The organism is Streptosporangium sp. OZ121 (genome assembly GCF_051918885.1).
Lineage (GTDB): Bacteria > Actinomycetota > Actinomycetes > Streptosporangiales > Streptosporangiaceae > Streptosporangium.
This window is the reverse complement of the sequence record NZ_JBPXMC010000002.1, coordinates 48,024-67,932: the sequence shown is the minus strand read 5'-3', so window position 1 is coordinate 67,932 and position 19,909 is coordinate 48,024. Positions and strand designations below refer to the sequence as shown.

16 protein-coding genes and 2 pseudogenes are annotated in these 19,909 nt (G+C 69.8%); 7 read left to right on the top strand and 11 right to left on the bottom strand.

Annotated elements, in window-relative coordinates:
• Positions 1–42 precede the first annotated feature (42 nt).
• Both istA and istB read left to right on the top strand, forming a co-directional pair.
• On the top strand, positions 43–1,647 hold the full coding sequence (gene istA, locus ACTOQ1_RS05335; RefSeq protein WP_440065446.1) for an IS21 family transposase: 1,605 nt from the start codon (positions 43–45) through the stop codon (positions 1,645–1,647).
• Positions 1,644–2,429 carry an IS21-like element helper ATPase IstB gene (gene istB / locus ACTOQ1_RS05330; protein WP_440064883.1) on the top strand — a complete coding sequence of 262 codons (786 nt, stop codon included), beginning with the start codon at positions 1,644–1,646 and terminating at the stop codon, positions 2,427–2,429. Before istA ends, istB begins: the two co-directional genes overlap by 4 nt.
• A gap of 101 nt (positions 2,430–2,530) precedes the next feature.
• On the opposite strand, the gene ACTOQ1_RS05325 is transcribed toward istB, so the two are convergent.
• From ACTOQ1_RS05325 to ACTOQ1_RS05315, 3 genes and pseudogenes are all read right to left on the bottom strand, one after another.
• A complete protein-coding gene (locus ACTOQ1_RS05325; protein ID WP_440064882.1) occupies positions 2,531–2,941 on the bottom strand; it encodes a DUF6924 domain-containing protein in 411 nt (136 codons plus the stop codon).
• A 114-nt stretch (positions 2,942–3,055) separates the two neighbouring features.
• Positions 3,056–3,799 carry a DUF6461 domain-containing protein gene (locus ACTOQ1_RS05320; RefSeq protein ID WP_440064881.1) on the bottom strand — a complete coding sequence of 248 codons (744 nt, stop codon included), beginning with the start codon at positions 3,797–3,799 and terminating at the stop codon, positions 3,056–3,058.
• 320 nt (positions 3,800–4,119) lie between these two features.
• A pseudogene (locus tag ACTOQ1_RS05315) lies at positions 4,120–4,467 on the bottom strand (helix-turn-helix domain-containing protein); the annotation flags it as partial.
• A gap of 828 nt (positions 4,468–5,295) precedes the next feature.
• On the opposite strand from ACTOQ1_RS05315, the gene ACTOQ1_RS05310 reads away from it, so the two are divergent.
• From ACTOQ1_RS05310 to ACTOQ1_RS05300, 3 genes and pseudogenes are all read left to right on the top strand, one after another.
• Complete coding sequence (locus ACTOQ1_RS05310) at positions 5,296–5,511, top strand: hypothetical protein (RefSeq protein WP_440064880.1); 216 nt, start codon at positions 5,296–5,298, stop codon at positions 5,509–5,511.
• A 114-nt stretch (positions 5,512–5,625) separates the two neighbouring features.
• Positions 5,626–6,207 (top strand): Rv1733c family protein, encoded by a 582-nt coding sequence (locus tag ACTOQ1_RS05305; RefSeq protein WP_440065445.1) that lies wholly within the window; start codon positions 5,626–5,628, stop codon positions 6,205–6,207.
• 72 nt (positions 6,208–6,279) lie between these two features.
• A pseudogene (locus ACTOQ1_RS05300) lies at positions 6,280–6,975 on the top strand (transposase family protein); the annotation flags it as partial.
• Positions 6,976–7,009: 34 nt separating this feature from the next.
• On the opposite strand, the gene ACTOQ1_RS05295 reads toward ACTOQ1_RS05300, so the two are convergent.
• The 7 genes from ACTOQ1_RS05295 to ACTOQ1_RS05265 form a co-directional block, all read right to left on the bottom strand.
• Positions 7,010–7,474 carry a MarR family winged helix-turn-helix transcriptional regulator gene (locus ACTOQ1_RS05295; RefSeq protein WP_440064879.1) on the bottom strand — a complete coding sequence of 155 codons (465 nt, stop codon included), beginning with the start codon at positions 7,472–7,474 and terminating at the stop codon, positions 7,010–7,012.
• Between the two features lie 196 nt (positions 7,475–7,670).
• Entirely contained in the window at positions 7,671–9,095 is a 1,425-nt protein-coding gene (locus ACTOQ1_RS05290; RefSeq protein WP_440064877.1) for an aminopeptidase P family protein, read from the bottom strand.
• Positions 9,096–9,195: 100 nt separating this feature from the next.
• Entirely contained in the window at positions 9,196–10,476 is a 1,281-nt protein-coding gene (locus tag ACTOQ1_RS05285; protein WP_440064876.1) for an ABC transporter substrate-binding protein, read from the bottom strand.
• 4 nt (positions 10,477–10,480) lie between these two features.
• The gene (locus ACTOQ1_RS05280) at positions 10,481–11,617 is read right to left on the bottom strand and encodes a branched-chain amino acid ABC transporter permease (protein WP_440064875.1); all 1,137 of its coding nucleotides are present in this window, start codon (positions 11,615–11,617) and stop codon (positions 10,481–10,483) included.
• On the bottom strand, positions 11,610–12,500 hold the full coding sequence (locus ACTOQ1_RS05275; RefSeq protein ID WP_440064874.1) for a branched-chain amino acid ABC transporter permease: 891 nt from the start codon (positions 12,498–12,500) through the stop codon (positions 11,610–11,612). The genes ACTOQ1_RS05280 and ACTOQ1_RS05275 overlap by 8 nt, the downstream gene beginning before the upstream one ends.
• A complete protein-coding gene (locus ACTOQ1_RS05270; protein WP_440064873.1) occupies positions 12,497–13,516 on the bottom strand; it encodes an ABC transporter ATP-binding protein in 1,020 nt (339 codons plus the stop codon). The genes ACTOQ1_RS05275 and ACTOQ1_RS05270 overlap by 4 nt, the downstream gene beginning before the upstream one ends.
• Positions 13,513–14,346 carry an ABC transporter ATP-binding protein gene (locus tag ACTOQ1_RS05265; protein ID WP_440064871.1) on the bottom strand — a complete coding sequence of 278 codons (834 nt, stop codon included), beginning with the start codon at positions 14,344–14,346 and terminating at the stop codon, positions 13,513–13,515. Before ACTOQ1_RS05265 ends, ACTOQ1_RS05270 begins: the two co-directional genes overlap by 4 nt.
• 225 nt (positions 14,347–14,571) lie before the next feature.
• Here ACTOQ1_RS05265 and ACTOQ1_RS05260 point away from each other — a divergent pair, with 225 nt between their 5' ends.
• Together ACTOQ1_RS05260 and ACTOQ1_RS05255 are read left to right on the top strand one after the other, a co-directional pair.
• Positions 14,572–15,729 carry a PucR family transcriptional regulator gene (locus ACTOQ1_RS05260; RefSeq protein ID WP_440064870.1) on the top strand — a complete coding sequence of 386 codons (1,158 nt, stop codon included), beginning with the start codon at positions 14,572–14,574 and terminating at the stop codon, positions 15,727–15,729.
• A 94-nt stretch (positions 15,730–15,823) separates the two neighbouring features.
• A complete protein-coding gene (locus tag ACTOQ1_RS05255) occupies positions 15,824–16,252 on the top strand; it encodes a CBS domain-containing protein (protein ID WP_440064869.1) in 429 nt (142 codons plus the stop codon).
• Positions 16,253–16,336: 84 nt separating this feature from the next.
• Here the strand turns inward: ACTOQ1_RS05255 and ACTOQ1_RS05250 are convergent, their stop codons facing one another.
• Positions 16,337–19,681, bottom strand: a complete 3,345-nt coding sequence (locus ACTOQ1_RS05250) for a S8 family serine peptidase (RefSeq protein WP_440064868.1) — start codon at positions 19,679–19,681, stop codon at positions 16,337–16,339.
• Between the last annotated feature and the right edge of the window lie 228 nt (positions 19,682–19,909).

The following is a 19,909-nucleotide window of genomic DNA, read 5'->3' as shown; positions in this document are numbered from 1 at the left end:
TGAGGAGACGCTGGTGACACATCCCCAGTCCAAGGTGGAGGTATTCGCCGGGATTCTCGTGCGGGGCTGTCGGGTCGGCAGATCGCGATCAAGTATCGGGTCAGCCGGAACACAGTGGCTGAGGCGTTGCGTCAGCCGTGGCCGGAGCCGAGGAAGAAGATGGCGCCGCGGGCGAGCCGGCTGGATGCGTTCAAACCACTGATCGACGAGATGCTGCGGGCCTACCTGGATGCGCCACGCAAACAGCGGCACACGGCGAAGCGGATCTTCGCGCGGCTGGTGGATGAGCACCAGGCGATGGAAATCTCGTATCAGATCGTCCGCGCCTATGTCGCTCACCGGCGGGGCGAGATCCGGGTCGAGGCAGGCCGGGGTCCGCCGGAGGCGTTCGTCCCGCAGTCGCATCTGCCGGGAGTCGAGGCCGAGGTCGACTTCGGAGACGTGACGGTCCGGATCGCGGGAGAGCAGGTGAAGTGCTTCCTGTTTTCGTTCCGGCTGTCGTATTCGGGCAAGGCAGTCCACCGGGTGCTGGCCACCGGAGGGCAGGAGGCGTTCTTTGAGGGACACGTCCACGCTTTCAGGGTGCTGGGTGGAGTCCCGACGGGCAAGGTCCGCTACGACAACCTCAAGGCTGCGGTCTCCGCGGTGCTGGGGTTCACCCGGGCCCGGACGGAGTCCGCCCGCTGGACGGCGTTTCGCGAGCACTACGGGGTCGAGGCGTTCTACTGCCAGCCGGGGATCAAGGGCGCCCACGAGAAGGGCGGGGTCGAGGGCGACATCGGCTGGTTCCGCCGCAACCACCTGGTCCCGATTCCAGAGATCGGCTCGCTGGATGAGCTGAACGAGATGATCGATCGCTGGGACGAGGCCGACGAGGGACGGCGGATCGGGGCGCGGGCCAGGACGGTTGGCGAGTACTTCGCGATCGAGCGGCCGCTGCTGCGGACGGTCTCGCAGGAGCCGTTCGAGACCGGCCTGCTGCTCCCGGTCCGGGTCGATCGCTACAGCCAGATCACCGTCCGGACGAACCGGTACTCGGTCCCAGCCCGGTTCATTGGCCGCCAGCTGCGGGTGATGCTGCGCGCCTCCCGCCTGATCGTCTATGACGGACAGCAGGTCGTCGCCGAGCACGATCGGTTGTTCGCCAAGGGCGGCCGGCGCCTGGAACTGGACCACTATCTGGAGGTCCTGATCCGCAAGCCCGGCGCGCTGCCGGGCGCGACCGCTCTGGAACAGGCGCGGGCCGCGGGCAAGTTCACCCCGGTTCACGACACTTGGTGGGCGGCGGCCTGCAAAGCCCACGGCGACCGCGACGGCACCCGCGCGCTGATCGAAGTGCTGCTCCTGGCCCGTCACATTCCTACCGAGCATCTGGTTACCGGCCTGGCCGCCGCGCTGCGGGCCGGCGCCCTCACCGCGGATGCGGTCGCTCTGGAGGCCCGCAAAGCCGCTGAGGAAGACGAACAAGCTGCTCCTGAACCTGCCCAGCACGACAACCACGAGGCAACGGTGACGTTCCTGACTGAACGGCGCCTGGCCCAGCCTCCCCGCGACACCCGGCCGCTGCCCTCGGTGACGGCCTATGACCAGCTCCTCAAACGCGCCCGGCCACCCGGCGAGCGCCCAGCCCAAGGAGAAACACCATGAGCGTCCCCCACCGCGGCATGACCGAACAGGCCGCCCAGGCCTCCATCGACCAGGCCTGCCGGATGCTCCGCCTGCCCAGCATCCGCACCGCTTTCCCCGAACTGGCCGAGCAGGCGACCCGCGAGCAGATGTCCTACCTGGGATTCCTCGCCGAACTCCTACTGACCGAATGTGATGACCGTGCTCGTCGCCGCTCTGAACGTCGTATCAAGGCCGCCCAGTTCCCCCGCGACAAGTCTCTGCGCGCCTTCGACTTCGACGCCAACCCCAACATTGACCCCGCTACCATCCACACGCTCGCCACTTGCGAATGGGTGAAAAAGGGCCAGCCCCTCTGCCTGATCGGCGACTCCGGCACCGGCAAGTCCCACCTGCTCATCGCCCTCGGGACCGAGGCGGCGATGAAGGGCTACCGGGTCCGCTACACCCTCGCCACCAAGCTCGTGAACGAACTCGTCGAGGCCGCCGACGAGAAGGTCCTCGCCAAGACCATCGCCCGCTACGGACGCGTCGACCTGCTCTGTATTGACGAACTCGGCTACATGGAACTCGACCGGCACGGCGCCGAGCTCCTCTTCCAGGTCCTCACCGAACGCGAAGAGAAGAACAGCGTCGCCATCGCCAGCAACGAGTCCTTCTCCGGGTGGACCCGCACCTTCACCGACCCGCGCCTCTGCGCTGCGATCGTCGACCGGCTTACCTTCGCCGGCAACATCCTCGAGACCGGCACCGACTCCTACCGCCTTGCCCAGACCCGAGCCAGAGCCGAACAAGCCAGCTGACCCGTGCTCGGTACTGGTGGGGTCGCGTATTCAACTGTCGCGAGTTGTCGTTCCCCTGGGCCCTACTGGTGACGTTCCGTGCTCGCCGGAGGCGTGGCGGTTCAGTCGTGGAACCCGCGGAAGACGCCGTCTGCGTCGGCGCTCTCGGCGAACTCGCCGAAGTCCATGTTGCCGATGGAGAGGTTGGCGTGAATCCCGGGGATCTCGGAGGGGATGACGCGCATCTCCCATGTGAATTCCAGCTCGATGACCAGGAACGGCATCTCCTGCGAATCGACGGTGACCTTGTCGGCGATGACGAGGATCGGGTCCTGGTAGCCGTCCGGAAGCAGGGCGAGGATCTGCTGCGCGGTGAGGTCTTGATAGGCGGGGTCCTCGACGACCTCGAACTCCTTTGCCCAGCCGTCGTTGTCGATGTCGCCGAGCGTGTTTCGTACGGCCTGCCATCGTTCCTGGTCAGAGAAGTCGGTGCGCACCACGAGCAGGGCGTCGACTTTGGGCAACATGTCCATCTGACGATCTTCGAGGCGATGTCAGTGGCTCCGCAAGCTCACCGACGACCCTGATGTCCGTAGTGGCGGTTGGAATAGGCGAGCACATCAATCAGTACCGCAGGCTCATGGGGGTTAAGCAGTGCCATGATCAGACTCAGGGCCGCCTGCCGCTTTCAGCTGCTCGAGTATAGCGCTGAGGCTCTTCCCGGGCTGAGGCTCTTGTGACGGTGGCAGGTCGGCGATCGCGCCCACCAGGAACGGTCCGTCCAGCAGATCGGCGGTGAACGTCACGCCGGTGAGGCGGGCCGCCATCGCGAACATCCGCGCGAGGCCGTGCCGGGACAGGTCGTCGTAGTGTTGATCCCAGTCCTCATCTGAGCCCTCCTCGAGAGGCAGGCCGAACTCGCGCATGAGGCCGGCGAGCCGGTCGGTGTCGGCACCGGAGCGACGCTCGGGAAAGGTCGGGTCGAAAGCCGTGATCAGCATGCCGTCCGCGGCGTAGTGGAAGTAGTCGCAGGCATAGTTATGCCGCAGGACGGACACCACGTCGGTGCCGGCCGACAGCCGCGCCAGCGTCGGGTCGCCCGTCCCCGACCAGCCGTACGGTTCCACCGCCGCGCACCCGTCGCCGGTTGCGACCACTCCGACATACCCCCCTCCGTCACCACCATCGGTCGCCACCGTGAAGTCGGAGACTGCCAGCTTCAGCTCGGTGAAGCTCATCTGCGTGCTCGTACGGGCGCCGAACCGGCGCAGCACCTCGGCCGGGTCGAGCCCACGCACCAAGGTCACGCAATAGATCTCGCCGAGCGGGTCGCCCCGATCGCCGTACGGCGGTTGCAGCCAGCGGAACGGCGTCAGCGCATCGATTGTCATGTCGCGATCTTGGCAGGCCCCACCGACATAGTCAGGCCCACTTCGCCCTTCCGCGCGCACCCGCTGCCCGAGAGCCCGGCTTGTTGCCGCCGACATCACGGAAAGTCACTACCACGGCCCTCGGCATCGAGAACTCGCGATAGTCGAATAGGTGACTCCACCAGTACCGAGCCCATGACCACACTCACACAGCGTCACAAGAGCCATGTCCCGGACCCACGGGCATGGCTCTCTTTTTCACTAACACTCCAAGGCAGTTGATCAGCAAATGGCTCTCAAACCGACCGACACGTGGCTCTCGGATCCACCTTCATAGCCAGCCGCTCATCGATCAGGCGATCGATGGGGATGAGGGTGCCGTCCACGATGGCGTAGGCCGGCCGGAGCGCCCGCTGAACGGCGGCGTGCACGTCATCGGCCAGTGCAGCCAGCGGATCGACGCTTTCACGCACGTGGCGCCAGGCCGTGGTGGTGCCGATCGCGAAGCCTGCGGCCAGCCGGGCGTAGGTGTCACCATTGCGCAGGTGAGCCAGGACCAGCGGCGCCTGCTGGGCCGGGTCCAACCGCCGCCACCGACAGCGGCGTTCGGTCCGCTGCGCGCGGATCAGTTCGGCCAGGCGGACCAGGGTGCGGTTGGACAGCGGAATCGAGGCACGGTAAGACAGCAACGAGGCTCCCGGTCGGGGCATCGGATCTTGGTCGACTGCTGTCTTACCGGGAGCCTCCTCTCACCCGCCACCGCTCTGCGCAGGCCCGTCGCGGCCAGGACCGTCAGGTTGAAAAGAGCTCAGTGAACGCCTCAGTTCTCGAATGCCGCTCCGGTCTGTGATGTCGAGGTCGATCTCGGCACGGCGACGCGCGCCCAACGTCAGCCATGAGAAGTCCATGATCATATGTCGTGTCGGCACGAAAACGGCCTCCGAGAGAGCCACTGGCGGACAACCAGCGCAGTGCCGGTATCAGAGTCGGTGGCTGCGCGACCTGGAGAGGACGCCGACGAAACCGGCGCCGTCGATCGTCCGGCGCACGATGTCGGAGGTCGCGGCTGTCGCAGGCAGGAGTTCCGCGGTTGCCGGCCGGCACTCGGCCGGCCGGACATCGGCTGCTGGGCGGCCCAGGTGTGCACGGGCCACGCTTCGGAGTAAATCGGATCGACCTCGATCAGACCCGCGGACGTGGCCGAGCGGATCTCCGCCGCGGCGATGACGATTCGCTCTGTCAGCCTGCTCCGGCGGCAGGCCGACAGGCCGGCAGCGGCTCGCCGAAAGCGTTGCGGGCTGCGGACTCGTGGTGTCCGCCATGCATGGATGCCGCGACCGTGTCCGTCCCGTGTCCGTCCCTGGGCCGAAGGTCTTCTCACCAGCGAGAGGGTTGTCGCGCACCGGGCTCGGGAAAGGACCGAAGCCTTCGCCCGTAGGGACCTCGGTCGCTGGTTCCGATCATGTCGCGTGGCGATCCTGACGATGAAGGGCCCGGTTTCGGCGAAGGGAGAGGCGATGTCCACCAGAATGACGACCAAGGTATCCATGTCGAGGAAGCTGCTCGTCACGCTTCTGCTCATCCCGCTGGTCATCCTCGTGACGGCCGAGAACCCCAAGGACATCGGCGTGCTGGTGGGTAACATCATCACCCTCGGCGGGCAGTTCCTCTACGCGTGCGCGGACTTCGTGAGCAGGGTCGTCCGTGAACTGACGAGTTCGTCGGGTGTGTGATGATCGTGCCCGCGCTTTTGCTCGCCTGCCTGGCCATCGTGATCGGACGAATGGCCTTACCCGCTCGGTCGCCGCCGCGTCCGTCGAGCCCATTCCGCGCCAGGGCGCGACCGGCTGGAGGCTCTGGGGGTGTGGGTCGCCGTGGCAGTCGTCGTGGCGAGCCTGTGGCCCGCGGTGCTCCTGGCGGGACGGGTGGCGGACCAGGAACGTGCGAACCGTGCCGTCCGCCACCAGGTCGAGGCGACCCTGACGGTGGACGCCTCCCCGATGATGTTCTCCTTCGGAGAGTTCGTCGAGCAGTGGACGCACGTGACGGTGAGGTGGCCGTCGCCGGACGGTACGGAACGGACCGGCCAAGTCGTCGTCAACACCCCCATGCCTGCCTGCTCGACCACGGACGTCTGGATCGACGCCGACGGTCAGCTGACCGAGGCGCCCCTCGACGAGGCCGGAGCCAGACTCAGGGGCATCCACAGCGGGGTCTTCGTCGTGCTGAGTTCCGCGGCCGTGCTGTTCTTCGCCTTCCTCTGCTTCAGGCGGGCGCTGAACCGGCGGCGCTACGCCGAATGGGATCTGGTCCGGGAGAAGGCGGACACGAGAAGGACACCGTCTTCGGCCTGGCCCCCCGGATCCTTGCGGCGGGCTGGGCGGTCCTGCTCGCCTTCGTCCTTCTCGGTGAGCTGGGCCCGTTGCTGAAGCTTGACCGGTGGGTCATGGACCTGTCGCCGTTCGCCCATACGCCACGACTTCCCGGAGCGGCCATGGACGCGGCCTCGGTGGCGGCGGTTGGACCCGGCCCAGCAGGCGCCGCTGGTCCTGGCTCACCTGCGCAATGGTGACACCTACGCCCGGCTGGCCGCAGGCTTCGCGATCGGCACCACCACGGCCTGGCGCCACGTGCGTGAAAGCGTCGATCCGCTGGCTGCACTGGCCGATGACGTGCACGCCGCCGTTCAGCGGGCGCTCCGGCCGGCCTACGCCATCGTGGACGGCACCCTCATCCCCATCGATCGCCTGATCGATGAGCGGCCGTACTACAGCGGGAAACACAAGCAGCACGGGATGAACGTGCAACTGCCGGCCGATCCCGTAGGCCGGCCGGTGTGGGTCTCGCCGGCGCTGCCGGGCGCCGTTCACGACGTGACCGCCGCTCGGACGGTCGGCCTGACCGACGCCTTGACCCGCGCCGGTGTGAAGACCTTCGCAGACAAGGGCTATCAAGGAGCGGGCGGCACGATCCGCACGCCGTTCAAACGGCATCGCCATCGGCCTTGGCCGTCACGCGGGCAGCGGGACGTCAACCGCGCCCATGCCCGTATCCGAGCCATCGGCGAGCGTGCCGTCGCGACCTTGAAGTCCTGGAAGGCACTGAGCAAGCTGCGCTGTCGCCCACACCGCGCGACCGCACCCGTTCAAGCGATCCTCGTGCTGCGGCTCGTCGAGGAGCGCCGTGGCTCAGGATGAAAAGGGCTCACTGGTCTCACCGCCCGGTCTCGGGTCAGCGGATGCCTTTGAGGTGGTCCACCACCGGTGCGTACGCCGCTTCCAGCTCGATCAGCTGGTCGTCGGTGAGCAGGTCGATGAAATGCCGTCGCACGCTGGCCACGTGGTGCGGCGCGACCTTCTGGATGGTGGCCCAGCCGTGCTCGGTGAGGACGGCGAAGGTGCCGCGCCGGTCGTCGGCGCAGGTCTCCCTGGCGACCAGGCCGGCGGCCTCCATCCGGGAGATCTGATGGGACAGGCGGCTGCGCGACTGGATCGTGGCGTCCGCCAGGTCGCTCATCCGCATGCGGTGACCGGGGGTCTCCGACAGGTTCACCAGGATCTCGTAGTCGTTGACCGAGAGCCCGAAGGGCTGGAGCTCACGGTCGAGGCGGTGGTCGAGGAGCTTGTGCACGGCGAGGTGGGCGCGCCACGCCCGCTGCTCGATCGAGGACAGCCAGCGGGGCTCCTGGTCGCTCACCGGTCGCTCACCACTCTCGTTCGCCGCGCGTGTGGTCGCGACTCCGGCGGATCCGTCCCCCGGCCGACCGCCCCGCCCGCCGGGCGGGGCCTGCTTCAGGGTCATAGATCAGAACTTACCTCAGAAGGTGCCGATCGCTCGTGGTAGGCGATGTGGCAACATGACAAAACCCGAGTGTTTCCCCACCCCCGGACGCTCATCCCGCGAGGCCTGAGCCCTCCATCCACCTCTCCACCTCGTCGGGGTGGCGGGGCAGCCCGGCCGACATGAGACGGGCGCCGTCGGCGGTGACGACGAGATCGTCCTCGATGCGCACCCCGATGCCGCGCAGTTCCGGCGGCAGCGTCAGGTCGTCCGGCTGCAGGTAGAGGCCGGGCTCGACGGTCAGCACCTGCCCCTCCTCCAGCACGCCGTCCAGGTAGACCTCCGAGCGGGCCCTGGCGCAGTCGTGCACGTCCATGCCGAGCATGTGGCCGCTGCTGCACAGCGTGTAGCGGCGGTACAGGCCGCTTTCCGGCTCCATCGCCTCGTCCGCGCCGATCTTCAGCACGCCCCAGTCGTGCAGTCCCTCCGCGATGACGCGCATCGCCGCGCGGTGGAAGTCGCGGAAGCGCGCACCGGGGCGCAGGGTGGCGATCGCCGCCTCCTGGGCCTCGTACACCAGCTCGTATACCTGGCGCTGGACCGGGCTGAAGCGCCCGGACACCGGCAGGGTCCTGGTGATGTCGGCGGTGTAGAGGTGGTCGGTCTCCACGCCCGCGTCGAGGAGCAGCAGCTCGTTCCCGTCCAGCCGCCCGTCGTTGCGGATCCAGTGCAGCACGCACGCGTTGGCGCCGGAGGCCACGATGCTGTCGTAGCCGACCGCGTTGCCCTCCAGGCGGGCGCGGAGGCCGAAGACCCCCTCCAGGTAGCGCTCGCCGCGCCGGTGCCCCAGGGCGGTGGGCAGGGCCCGCGCCACGTCCTCGAACCCGCGCGTGGTCGCGTCGACCGAGAACTGCAGCTCGGCGATCTCCCACTCGTCCTTGATCAGCCGCATCTCGGAGAGGAACGTCTCCAGCTCCTCGTCGCCGCCGCCGGGCGAGACCCGTCCGTCCACGGACGCGTCCACCCCGCGCAGCACCCGCGCGGGCCCGGTGAGCGCGTCGCCCAGCCTGTCGATCGGCGCGCAGGCGATCTGGTGGATGGCCTCCGCCTCGGCCAGGTCGGGGCGGCGGCCCACCCAGAACTCGCCGTAGCGGCGGTCGCGGTAGAACTCCTGCCCGGCCTGGCCCGGCGCCGATCTCGGCGAGCGGGGGCGCAGGAACAGCGTGGCCTCCCCGGAGGGCTCGATGACGAGCACGTCGTCGGGCTCCTGGTCACCGGTGAGGTAGGCGAACGCGCTGTGCGCCCGGAACCGGTAGTCGCTGTCATTGCTGCGAGCCTTGAGCGTGCCGGACGGGATCACCAGCCGCTCGCCGGGAAAGCGGGCGGCGAGCGCGGCGCGCCGCTTGGCGGTGTAGGCGGCCTGCGGCAGCGGAGCGAGGTCGTCGCGGTGCGTGTCGGCCCAGCCGGTGTTCATGAACGCGGCGAGGGCGTCGGAGACCGGCAGGTCGTGGCTGCCGGTGTTGAGCTTCTGGGTCATCGTGTCCCCGGGCCGGATGTCTTCTGGATGCCCCCACGCTAGTCCCGGAGCGATGCGGCCCGCACCCCGGCAGGTACGGAGCCGCACCGCGGATCGCGGGTCAGCCCACCGGGACCTGGTACTCCTTGGCCAGGTCGGAGGTCGCGGCCTCCTTGAAGACGACCGCGCCGCCGAGAGCGGCCTTGTCCGGCTTGGCCACGTACGACAGCAGCGAGGCGGGCTTGTCGAAGGTGGTGAAGTCCATGACCGTGCCGAACTCCGCACCCCAGGACGACTGGCCGCGGTGCGCGGTGACCACCGCGGCCCGGGTCAGGTCCTTGCCCTCGCAGGCCTTCTTGAGCGCGTCGACGACGATCGCCGCCGCCGAGTAGCCCGAGGGGACACCGCTGTCGATGGCCGTGTCCGGATACTTCGCCGCGTAGTCGGCGGCCAGCTTCTTCATGGCGGGCATGTCGGCGCTGATCGGCGTGCCGGCGGTCATGTAGTAGAAGTCCTTCAGCAGCGCGGGCCCGGCCGGGGTGGGCAGCAGCTGCGGGGAGTAGGCGGAGTTGCTGCCGACGAACGGCACGTCCATGCCCTTGGCGAGCGAGACGCCGACGAGCGAGGCGGTCTGCCTGGGGCCGACGGAGACCAGGATGGCCTTGACGCCCTCCGCCTTGAACGCGGCCACCTGGGCGCTCATGTCCTGGTCGGTGGCCTTGATCTTCTGCTCCACGAGCGTGAGGCCGAGCTTCTCCGACGCGTACTTGGAGCCGTTCAGCGCGCTCTCGCCGTAGTCGCCCTCGAAGTACAGGTGACCGATCTTGTCCCCGGACTTGATGCCCTTCTCCTTGGCCAGGAAGTCCACCCCGTTGATCATGTCGATGTCGTAGGTCGTCCCGGTGACCTGGATGGACTTGCTGCCGAGCAGCCCGGTCGCCCAGGCCTGCGGGATGGTGAGCATCTGGTCGGCCTCGATGCGCTGCTTGAGCGCGTTGACCATGGGCGAGCCGACGAAGTGGGCGATCGCCACCGTCTTCGGGGCGATCTCGGTGTAGGCCGCGATCGCCTTCTGCGCGTCGTAGCCGTGGTCGCGCACCAGTGCCTCCAGCTGCCGCCCGCACACGCCCCCGGCCGCGTTCGTCTGCTCGAAGTACAGCTGCTGCGCCTGGGTCAGGCTCTTGCCGAACGAGGCGTACGGGCCGGTGAGGTCGGTCATCAGGCCGATCGTGATCTTGTCGGCGCTGACGCCGGGGCCCGTCTTCACGCCGTCCCCCCCGACGGCGGAGGGGGCGGCCGCGCCGCTGCCCCCGGTGGCCTTCTCGCTGGCGCACGCGGTGACGGCGAGGGCGAGGGCGGCGAGTGCCGCGATGCGTCGGACCGGGGTTCTTGGGATTCCCATGTCATCAGTTCCTTGTGTCGGGGGAGGGGGAGGGAGACAGCGGAGCCTTTGTTGTCGCGGGGGCCTGGCGGGCGGAGGCGGGGGTGAGCCGCCGGTCGACGGCCAGGCGCAGGCGCCCGGCGAGGCCGAGCAGCCCGCCGGGCAGGAAGAGGACGACGACGACCACGGCGGCGCCGTACAGGATGCGGGCCGCCTCGGCGGGCGACACCCCGCCCGAGCCCGGCTCGGCCACCAGCGGCAGGGCGTCGCTGTAGCGGCTGAGCAACTGGGGGAGCATCGAGATGAAGATCGCGCCGATCACCGCGCCGGCGACGGAGCCGAGCCCGCCAATGATGATCATCGCGAGGTAGTCGAGGGAGAGCAGCAGACCGAAGTAGTCGGGTACGGTGCGCTGGAAGACCAGCGCGATCAGGACCCCGGCCAGGCCGCCGTACATCGACGACAGCACGAACACCCCGGCGCGGTAGCGGGCCACCGGCACGCCCATCACCCCGGCCGCTATCTCGTGGTCGCGGATGGTGTTCATGGCCCGGCCGGGACGGCCGCGCAGCACCCCGCGGGCGAACAGCGCCGCGCCGGTCAGCAGGACCAGCCCCAGGAACCAGAGCCGCTCCAGCGACCCGAACGGCACCTGCGCCACCACCAGCTCGGGGGTGTCGGCGAACGCGAACCCGAACAGCTCCATCGGCGGCACCGTCCGCCCGTTGTACCCGCCCGTCACGGGTTCGGCGTTGAACAGCACGTGCTGGCCGACGAAGATCAGCGCGAGGGTGGCGATACCGAGGTAGGCGCCTTTCAGGCGACCCGCGATGGGGCTGAACACCCCGCCCGCGACACCCGCCGTGAGCACCGCGAGCAGTGCCGCGACGGGCGTGGGCAGGCCCAGGCCGCCGAGGGCGTGCGCGCCGCCCTCCGGCTCGGAGCCGAAGTAGACGTAGGCGTACGCGCCGACCGCCAGGAAGAACGCGTGGCCCATGGACAGCTGGCCGGTGGCGCCGGTCAGCAGGTTGATGCCGATCGCCCCGATCGCCGCCGACATCGCGAAGAGCCCGGCCTGCAGCCAGAAGCCCTCCAGGTAGAACGGTACGGCGATCGCCGCCGCGACCAGCGCGACGCAGGAGAGGATGACCTTCTTAGACACGTGCCAGCTCCCTCGTCCCGAACAGCCCCGCGGGGCGGATGAGCAGGACAACGATCATCACGAGGAACGGGGCGACGTCGCCGATGCCCCGGCCGAGGAAGGCCAGGTCGTTCTGGTAGCCGCTCATCATGGCCTCGGTGACGCCGATGATCAGCCCTCCGGCCAGCGCACCCGTGGTGGAGTCGAGGCCGCCGAGGATCGCCGCGGGGAACGCCTTCATCGCCGCGAACGTGGTGCTGCGGTCCAGCCCCGGGGTGGGGAAGACGCACAGGAAGAGCGCGGCGACGGCGGCGAGCGCCCCGGCGACCGCCCAGGCCCCCATGGAGACCCGCCCGCGCCGCACGCCCATCAGCGCGGCGGTCTCCGCGTCCTCCGCGGTGGCGCGCATGGCGATGCCCCAGCTCGTGTACTTGAACGCCAGCAGGAACGCGGCGATCAGGGCCGCCGCGACGGCGAACGCGACCACCCGGGTCTGGGCGACGCTGACGGCTCCCAGATGCAGCACCCGGTCGTGCCACGGATCGCCCAGGGCGAGCACGTCGGTGCCGATCTGCCTGGTCAGCTCGGTCGTCAGCACGATGTCGACGCCGATCGTCACGATCGCCAGCACGCTGTGCGAGGCGACGTTCGCCCTGCGGATGATCAGGAACTCGATCAGGGCGCCCACCACGGCCGCCCCGGCGACGCCCAGCAGCAGGGCGGTCCAGAAGCCGACCGACGGGTGCGTCTTGGCCACGATGAAGCCGCCGACCAGCAGCAGCGAGGCGTGCGCGAAGTTCACCACCTCGGTCGCCTTGAAGATGATGACGAAGCCCAGGGCGATCAGCGCGTACACGGCTCCGACGGAGATCCCGTTCACCAGGAGTTCGAGAAAAGTGATCACGAAGCGACCTCCTCGTTCTTGCCGGCCGCGTTCCCGCCCGCGGTGCTCTCGCCCGCGGTGCTCTCGCCCGCGGTGCTCTCGCCCGCGGTGCCCCGGGCCGCCGCGCTCCCGGCTTTCCCGGTGCTTTTCGCGTTCCCGTCGTTCTCGTCGTTCCCGTCCTGGGCGTTCTCGGCCGGCACGTCCTCGACCAGGGTGTCCTTGGCCGGTGTGCTCTCCGCCGCCGCGCCCAGGTAGGCGCGGACCACCTCGGGATCGTTCTGCACCTCGCCGGGGGACCCGTCCGCGATGCGCCTGCCGAAGTCCAGGACCGTCACCGCGTCGGCGAGCCGCATGACGATCCCCATGTCGTGCTCGACCAGCAGGATCGAGATGCCGAGGCTCTCCCGCACCGCGACGATCAGCTCGGCCATGTCGCGGCGCTCGCCGCCGTTCATGCCGGCGACCGGTTCGTCCAGCAGCAGCAGCCGGGGCTCCATGCACAGGGCCCGCGCCAGCTCCACGCGCTTCTGCACGCCGTACGGCAGCAGCCCGACGGGCGTGGCCAGCCGTTCGGTGAGCCCGACGAACGCGGCGATCTCGGTCACCCGCTCGCCGTGCGCGGCCGCCTCACGCCGGGCCGACGGCAACCGCAACCCGGCCGAGACGAACCCGGCGCGGGTCAGCCGGTGGCGGCCGAGCATCAGGTTGTCCCGCACCGACAGGCGCGGCGACAGGGCGATGTTCTGGAAGGTGCGCGCCACGCCCAGGGCGGCGATGCGGTGCGGGGCCAGGGAGGTCAGCTCCGCGTCGCCGAACCGCACGCTGCCCGAGGTGGCCCGGTAGACGCCCGACAGGACGTTGAAGCAGGTCGACTTGCCCGCCCCGTTGGGCCCGATCACCGCGTGGACGCTGCCGGGCTCGACGCTGAAGCCGACCGCGTCCAGCGCGGTGAGCCCGGCGAAGCGCACGGTCACGTCACGCACGTCGAGCCGGGGAATGGAAGTATCCGTACCGTCCGGTTGGTATGTGTCACTCACGCGGACCACCTCGCCAGTGCGGGGCGGGCGGGCGCCGCCTTCCCCGCGGATCCCGGGACGACCGGAACCGGGTCCTCGATGCCCAGGTAGCGGCGGCGCACCTCGTCGCTCGCGGCGAGCTCGGCGGCCGGTCCCGACAGCACCACCTCGCCGACCTCCAGCACGTAGGCGTACGAGGCCAGGGACAGGGCCATCGCGGCGTTCTGCTCCACCAGGAGCACCGTGGTGCCCCCGGCGTTGATCTCGCGAACGGTGTCGGCGATCCTGGCGGCCATCATCGGAGCGAGACCGAGGGTGGGCTCGTCCAGCAGCAGCATCCTCGGCCTGGCCATCAGCGCGCGGCCGATGGCGAGCATCTGCTGCTCGCCGCCGGACAGCAGGCCCGCGCGCTGCCCGGCGCGCTCGGCGAGCACGGGGAAGAGCGCGAGCACGCTCTCCCTCGCCTCGGCCGCCGACCGCCGGTCGGGCGCGCCGAGGGCGCCGGCCCGCAGGTTCTCCTCCACCGTCATCCGCGCGAAGACCCTGCGCCCCTCGGGCACCTGGACGACGCCTCTCGCCACCACGGCCGAGGTGGCGGCACCGGACAGCCGCGTACCGCCGAACCCGACCTCGCCCGCGGTGATCCCGCCCCGGTGGAACCTGAGGGTGCCCGACACGGCGCGCAGCAGGGTCGACTTCCCCGCGCCGTTACCGCCGAGCACCGCGACGACCGAACCGCGCGGGACGTCCAGCGAGACACCCCGCAGGGCCAGGACCGGGCCGTAACTCACCGCCAGATCCCTGACGACCAGCCCGGAATCTCCGGGCGGGCGAGGGTCGTGCACGTCCATGTGTGCCTCCTGACAGCCGATGAACGCACCCAACCGAGGCGCTTCACCGGCGTCCAGAGGGCAGGGTGAAGTCGGGGCGGGCGCCCATGCGGGACGGGTGCCGGTTGTGCGCGCGCACAACCCCGCATCACGAAACAGAACAGAACCTTGTTCGGCTAGGCGCCTTGCTGTCACGATCCCCAGATGGGGACCCGCCCGGTTACGGACGAAGAAGTACGCAGGATCATGCGCCTGGCCGCCCGCAGGCTGCTGCTGAGGCTTCCCGAGCTCACCGACGAACTCGTCGCGAAGATCCGCGACACCGACGAGGCGTACCGGCGGATGGTCCCCACCGACGACCACTGGCAGAGCGTCTACGAGGCGATGCGGGACGGCATCGGCGCCATCCTGCTGCCCCGCTCCGAACGGTGTGACCTGCCGCAGGCGGAGAAGACCGCCCGGCGCAGGGCCGAGCAGGGACTGCCCATGGACTCCCTGCTGCGCAGCTACCGGCTCTCCGCGCAGGTGATGTGGGACGGCCTCATCGACGTGGTCGCCGAAGAGGAGTCAGACAGCCTGCCGGTCCTGCTCCGCAGCGCCACGAAGGTGTGGCACGCCATCGACAGGCAGGCGATCGCCGCCGCCGAGGCCTACCGAAGACGGGAGGCCGAGATGTTCGGCCGTACAGCCGAGAGGGTCCAGGCCCTGCTCGACGCGCTCCTGGAGGACCGGGTCGACGCCGCCCTCGTCCGCAGCGCCGCCGCCGGGCTCGACCTGCCGGAACTGGGCCGGTACGCCGTCGTCATCACCCGGCTGCCCGGCCGCCACGACCACGGGGACGACGCCCCCAGGCCGACCGCCCTGGGCGTGATGCGCCTGCTGTGGCGGATGCGCCCCGACTACGAGGTGTCGGTCGTGCTGCTGCACGACGCGAACATGGACGACCTGGCCGAGGAGCTCCGCCCGCACGTCACCGGGTGCGCGGGGATCAGCCCGGTCGTCGAGGGGCTGGCGGAACTGGGCCGCGCCAGGCGGCTCGCCGAGCTGGCCCTGCGGACCTGCGTGGGCGAGGGCCCGGAGATCGCCAGGCTGGAGGACAGGCTGCCCGCCGCGCTGGTGGTCAGCCAGCCCGAGCTCGCCGGTCACCTCAGCGGCGCTGTGCTGCGGCCCATCCTCGCCCTCGACCAGGCCGACCGGGAGGTGCTCCTGGGCACCCTGGAGGCGTGGCTGCGGTGCGAGGGCTCGGCCATGCGCGCCGCGGGGCAGCTGTACTGCCACCGCAACACGGTCTTCAACCGCATCCGCCGCATCGAGCAGCTCACCGGCCGGTCGCTCGCGCGCCCGCTCGACATCGTGGAACTCACGCTGGCCCTTGACGCGGTACGGCTGCTGCCCGTTACCTGACAGTCACACACTTTGCCCATTTCAGCGCTTAGCGTGTGGCGGAAAGGGGCAAAGGAATGGGATACCCGCGCCAGGCTGAACCGAGGTGGTGTCAATGCTGATCGGTACGATTCTGCAAGGCAAGGGAGCGGAGGTGGCGACCGTCCGCCCGGACGCGACGGTCGCCGCGCTGCTGGCCGTTCTGGCCGAGAAGAACATCGGTGCCGTGGTGGTGTCCGAGGACGGCTCGGCCATCGCGGGCATCGTCTCCGAGCGCGACGTCGTGCGGCGGCTGCACGACCGCGGCGCCCGCGTGCTGGACGAGCCGGTGTCGTCGATCATGACGACCGAGGTCCGCACCTGCCCGCCGGACGCCGACGTCGACGACCTCCGCCAGACCATGACCACGCACCGCATCCGGCACGTGCCGGTCGTGAGCGCCGGCCGGCTGGCCGGGATCGTGAGCATCGGCGACGTGGTCAAGAGTTCCATCGAGGCGCTGGAGACCGAGAAGGCACACCTGGTCGACTATCTCCACCGCTGAGCCCGAGCTCGTGAGCCCGGACGGGCCCGGGCTCACGAGCCAGGACGGGCCCGGCGCGCCGCGCCGGGCCCGTCACGTTTCCCGCTACTGCACGGTGATCCTGTCCACCTCGATCGTCAGGCCCTTGACCTGCGGTGTCGACGTGCCCGTCGTCACCGTCCCGATCCCGGGACTGACGCCCTTGATCTTCATCGTGTAGCTCAGGCTGCCTCCCGGGGCGCCGGGCGTGCTGGACACCCGGAGGTCCTCGGCCGGCGGGCCGCTGATCTGGCCGCCCGCGGTGCCGTCCGCGTTCTCGGCGCCCACGGTGAGGCCGTAGCCCGCCGGAGGATCGCCGGGCAGGTTGGCCGAGTCGTAGGTGTAGGTGATGTCCTCGGTCCCGTTCAGGCCGATCCACTGCTGGAAGACCTTGAGGTCACTCGTGCCGTAGAGGTTGACCCGCCACTCGATGACGAGCCAGTCGCTCACGCCGTCGGTCAGCGTGCCGGCGTAGACGCCCGGCGCGCCGGTGCCGTCCAGGTCGGTCCAGTAGGGGGCGAGCACGTTGTTCGGGCGCGCGGGGTCGGGCAGGGTCTGCGGCTCCAACGAGATGTCGGCCGAACCGGAGGTCCCCCCGGCGACCGCGTAGCCGTTGGAGACGATGCCGAGCCTGGTGTAGGTGTTGCCCGCGTACTGGAACGGGGGCACGGTGAAGTTGATCGCCTGCTCGTCGCCGATCGGCGTCGGCGCGATGCCGAAGGCGTCGAGCGGCAGGTACGGGGCCGGACCGGTGCCCGGGGCGATGCCCGGCCTGTCCGGTTGCCTGGCCGCGAGGGTGGTCTTCGTCGTCGCGATCTGGGAACCGACCTTGGTGGCGCCGGTCACCGAGTTCAGGCGCAGCCTGCCGTCGAGTGTGCTGACCGCCGTGACCTCGGCGTTCTCCAGGGTGTCGTTCTGCACGGTGACCGTGCAGGTGGACTCGCCGGTGTCGCGCGGGATGGTGGCCGGTGCGCAGGTCTGGTCCACCGGGATGGCGCCCTCCTTGCGGACGAACGCGACCGGCAGGTGCAGGTTGCGCGAGCCGCCGACCTGCTTGAGGTTCACCTGGCCGAAGTACTGGCCCTCCGGCAGGTCCGGCGCGGTGATGACCACGCTGAGCTTGACGCTCTTGCCCGCCTTCACGCTGAACAGCGGCGGCAGCACCGTGATGTTCGCGCCGCTCACGGTCGTGCCCGTGGCGGTGAAGGTGAGCGTCTTGTTCGTGACGTTGGTGAACGTCCGCTTGGCGGTGATGAGTCCCGGCATGATCGGGGCGTTCACCGACGGCAGGTTCAGGTCGATGCGGTTGAGCGGGTCGTCGGCCGAGGCCGTGAAGTTCTCGCCGGTCTCGTCCAGGGTCAGGCCGGGGTCGCCGGCCTTGGTCAGGTCCACGCGCCCGCCGCCGGTGTCGAACGGGTCGGCCGGGGTGACGCGGTCCTGCTTGGTGACCGAGGTCTTGGCCGTCGTCTCCAGCGCGGACTTCACCTGGCCCGGCGTCCAGTCCGGGTGCAGGGCGAACAGCAGGGCCGCGGAGCCCGCGACGTGCGGCGACGACATCGAGGTGCCCGAGATGGCCTGGTACAGGTTGCCCTGCGGGCCGCCGGCCGGACCCTCGAGCAGCGGGGTCTGACCGGCCAGGATGTGCAGGCCGGGGGCGGTGACGTCCGGCTTGAGGAAGTCGCCGCCGGGGCCGCGCGAGGAGAACGTGGTGATCGCGTCGCCCTGCCAGGTGGTCTTGGTGCCCTGGGTGAACGAGGCCGTCGCGCCGGGGTTGGCCGACAGGAACGCCAGCAGGGCGTCCCCCTCCGGCTTGTCGACGTGGACGGAGGGGATCCAGTGGTTGTCCGTCATCACGTCGAGCGGGGTGGCGTTGTACAGGATCATCCCGGCCGCGCCGCCCTGCCGGACGTTGAAGCCCTTCAGGACCCGGTCGGGACCGCGCTCACAGACGACGATCTTTCCGGTGAACAGGCCCGGGGGCGCGGGCGAGGTGCAGAGCGGGTTGGAGTACGGCGGGGCCGAGGCCCGCACCACCGGCAGCGGGGAGGCGATGCCCGGGGTGATGGAGGCGCCCTTCACCGTGGCCGTCGCGCCGCCGGAACCGGACAGCGTGACCGTCGACTGGAAGGTCCTGGTCTGCGTGGAGGCCGCCACCGTGGTCACCCACGGGCTGACGTGGTTGACGGTCGCCGCGCCGGGACCGGCGTTGCCCGCCGAGGCCGAGACGAGCACGCCCGCCGAGTACGCGTCGAGGAAGGCGAGCTCCACCGGGTCGCTGTAGGGGGAGGTGCCGCCGGAGATCGAGAAGTTGATCACGCGGACGCCGTCGAGGATGGCCCGGCCGACCGCCTGGGCCGAGTCGGAGGGGTAGCAACCCTCCACGCCGCAGACCTTGTAGACCGACACGTGCGCCGCCGGGGCGATGCCGTGGATCGGTCCCCGGCTGATGCCGAGCGGGTTCGCGTCGGCCACCGGGCCGCCCGCCGAGGTCGTCGCGGTGTGGGTGCCATGGCCGTTGGAGTCGCGGGCGCTGTCCGGGAAGGTCTCGCCGCCGATGTTCGCGTTGTAGGTCTCCAGGAACGGGGCGCCGCCGATGACCTTCCGGTTGCAGACGAACGGGTCGGCCGCCGGGGTGAGCGGGTTGTCGCCGAAGTTACAGACGCGCGGCGTGCCGTCCTTGGTCGCCGGTACGGCGGGCAGCGTGCCGGGGTCGGCGAACTGGGGGTGCTCGGGCCAGGCGCCGGAGTCCAGGATGCCGACGATGACGCCCTTGCCCGACGAGGAACTGCCGCCCAGCTTGCTGTAGATCGCGGGCGCTCCGATGAACGCGGGGCTGGAGTCGGTCAGCAGCTGCTCGGGCTTGTCCTCCTGGACGGCGGCGACACCGGGCAGCTTCAGCAGCGCGGCCGCCTTGTTCGCGGGGACGCGCAGCGCGATGCCGCCGTAGACGGTCCGCAGCCTCTGGCCCGCCTTGGCTCCTGGCACGTTCCTGGCCAGCTCGGCGAGGAAGGTGTTCTCGACGTCCTCGATGTGCTTCTGGTATTTCCGCGCGTCGCCGCTCTTGATGTCAAGAGCCTTTCCGGTCTTCGCCGGGCTCGTCGCGGGAAGTCCTTCGAGACCGCCCTGATAGGCGGCGAAAGAGTCGTAGTCGAGCTTGACCATCACGTTGACCGTGGCGCCCGAGGTCGACTTCAGCAGCCCCTCGTCACTCCGGGCGAGTTTGCCGGTGGGGGACTTCGCGCCCTGGACCGGCTCACCCCCGGTCAGGGGAGTCGCCGTCCATTTGGCGGACGGCGTGGGGGTGGGGGTGGGATCCGCGCTCGCCGGCGGCGCCATCGCCGCGACGAGTCCGACGCCGGCGGCGAGCACCGCCACGCGTCTGATCCTCGGTGAGTAGGGCTTTCTGGCCAACGAGACCTCCCTGTAGGCACGCGTGAACCGCCACGCCACAGGGAGGGAGGCCACCCGCGCGCCCGGGGCAGGGCATGCCGGGGAGGCCGTGACCCTCCCCGGTGGGTGACGCGCGATCGGCCACCCGGTAAAGGCGGCCGATCATGACAGGGAGCCTAACTAGAGGGCATTTGTTTGCCTAGATCATTAAATTGACACAATAATCATGGGAATTGGTCAAATTTGATT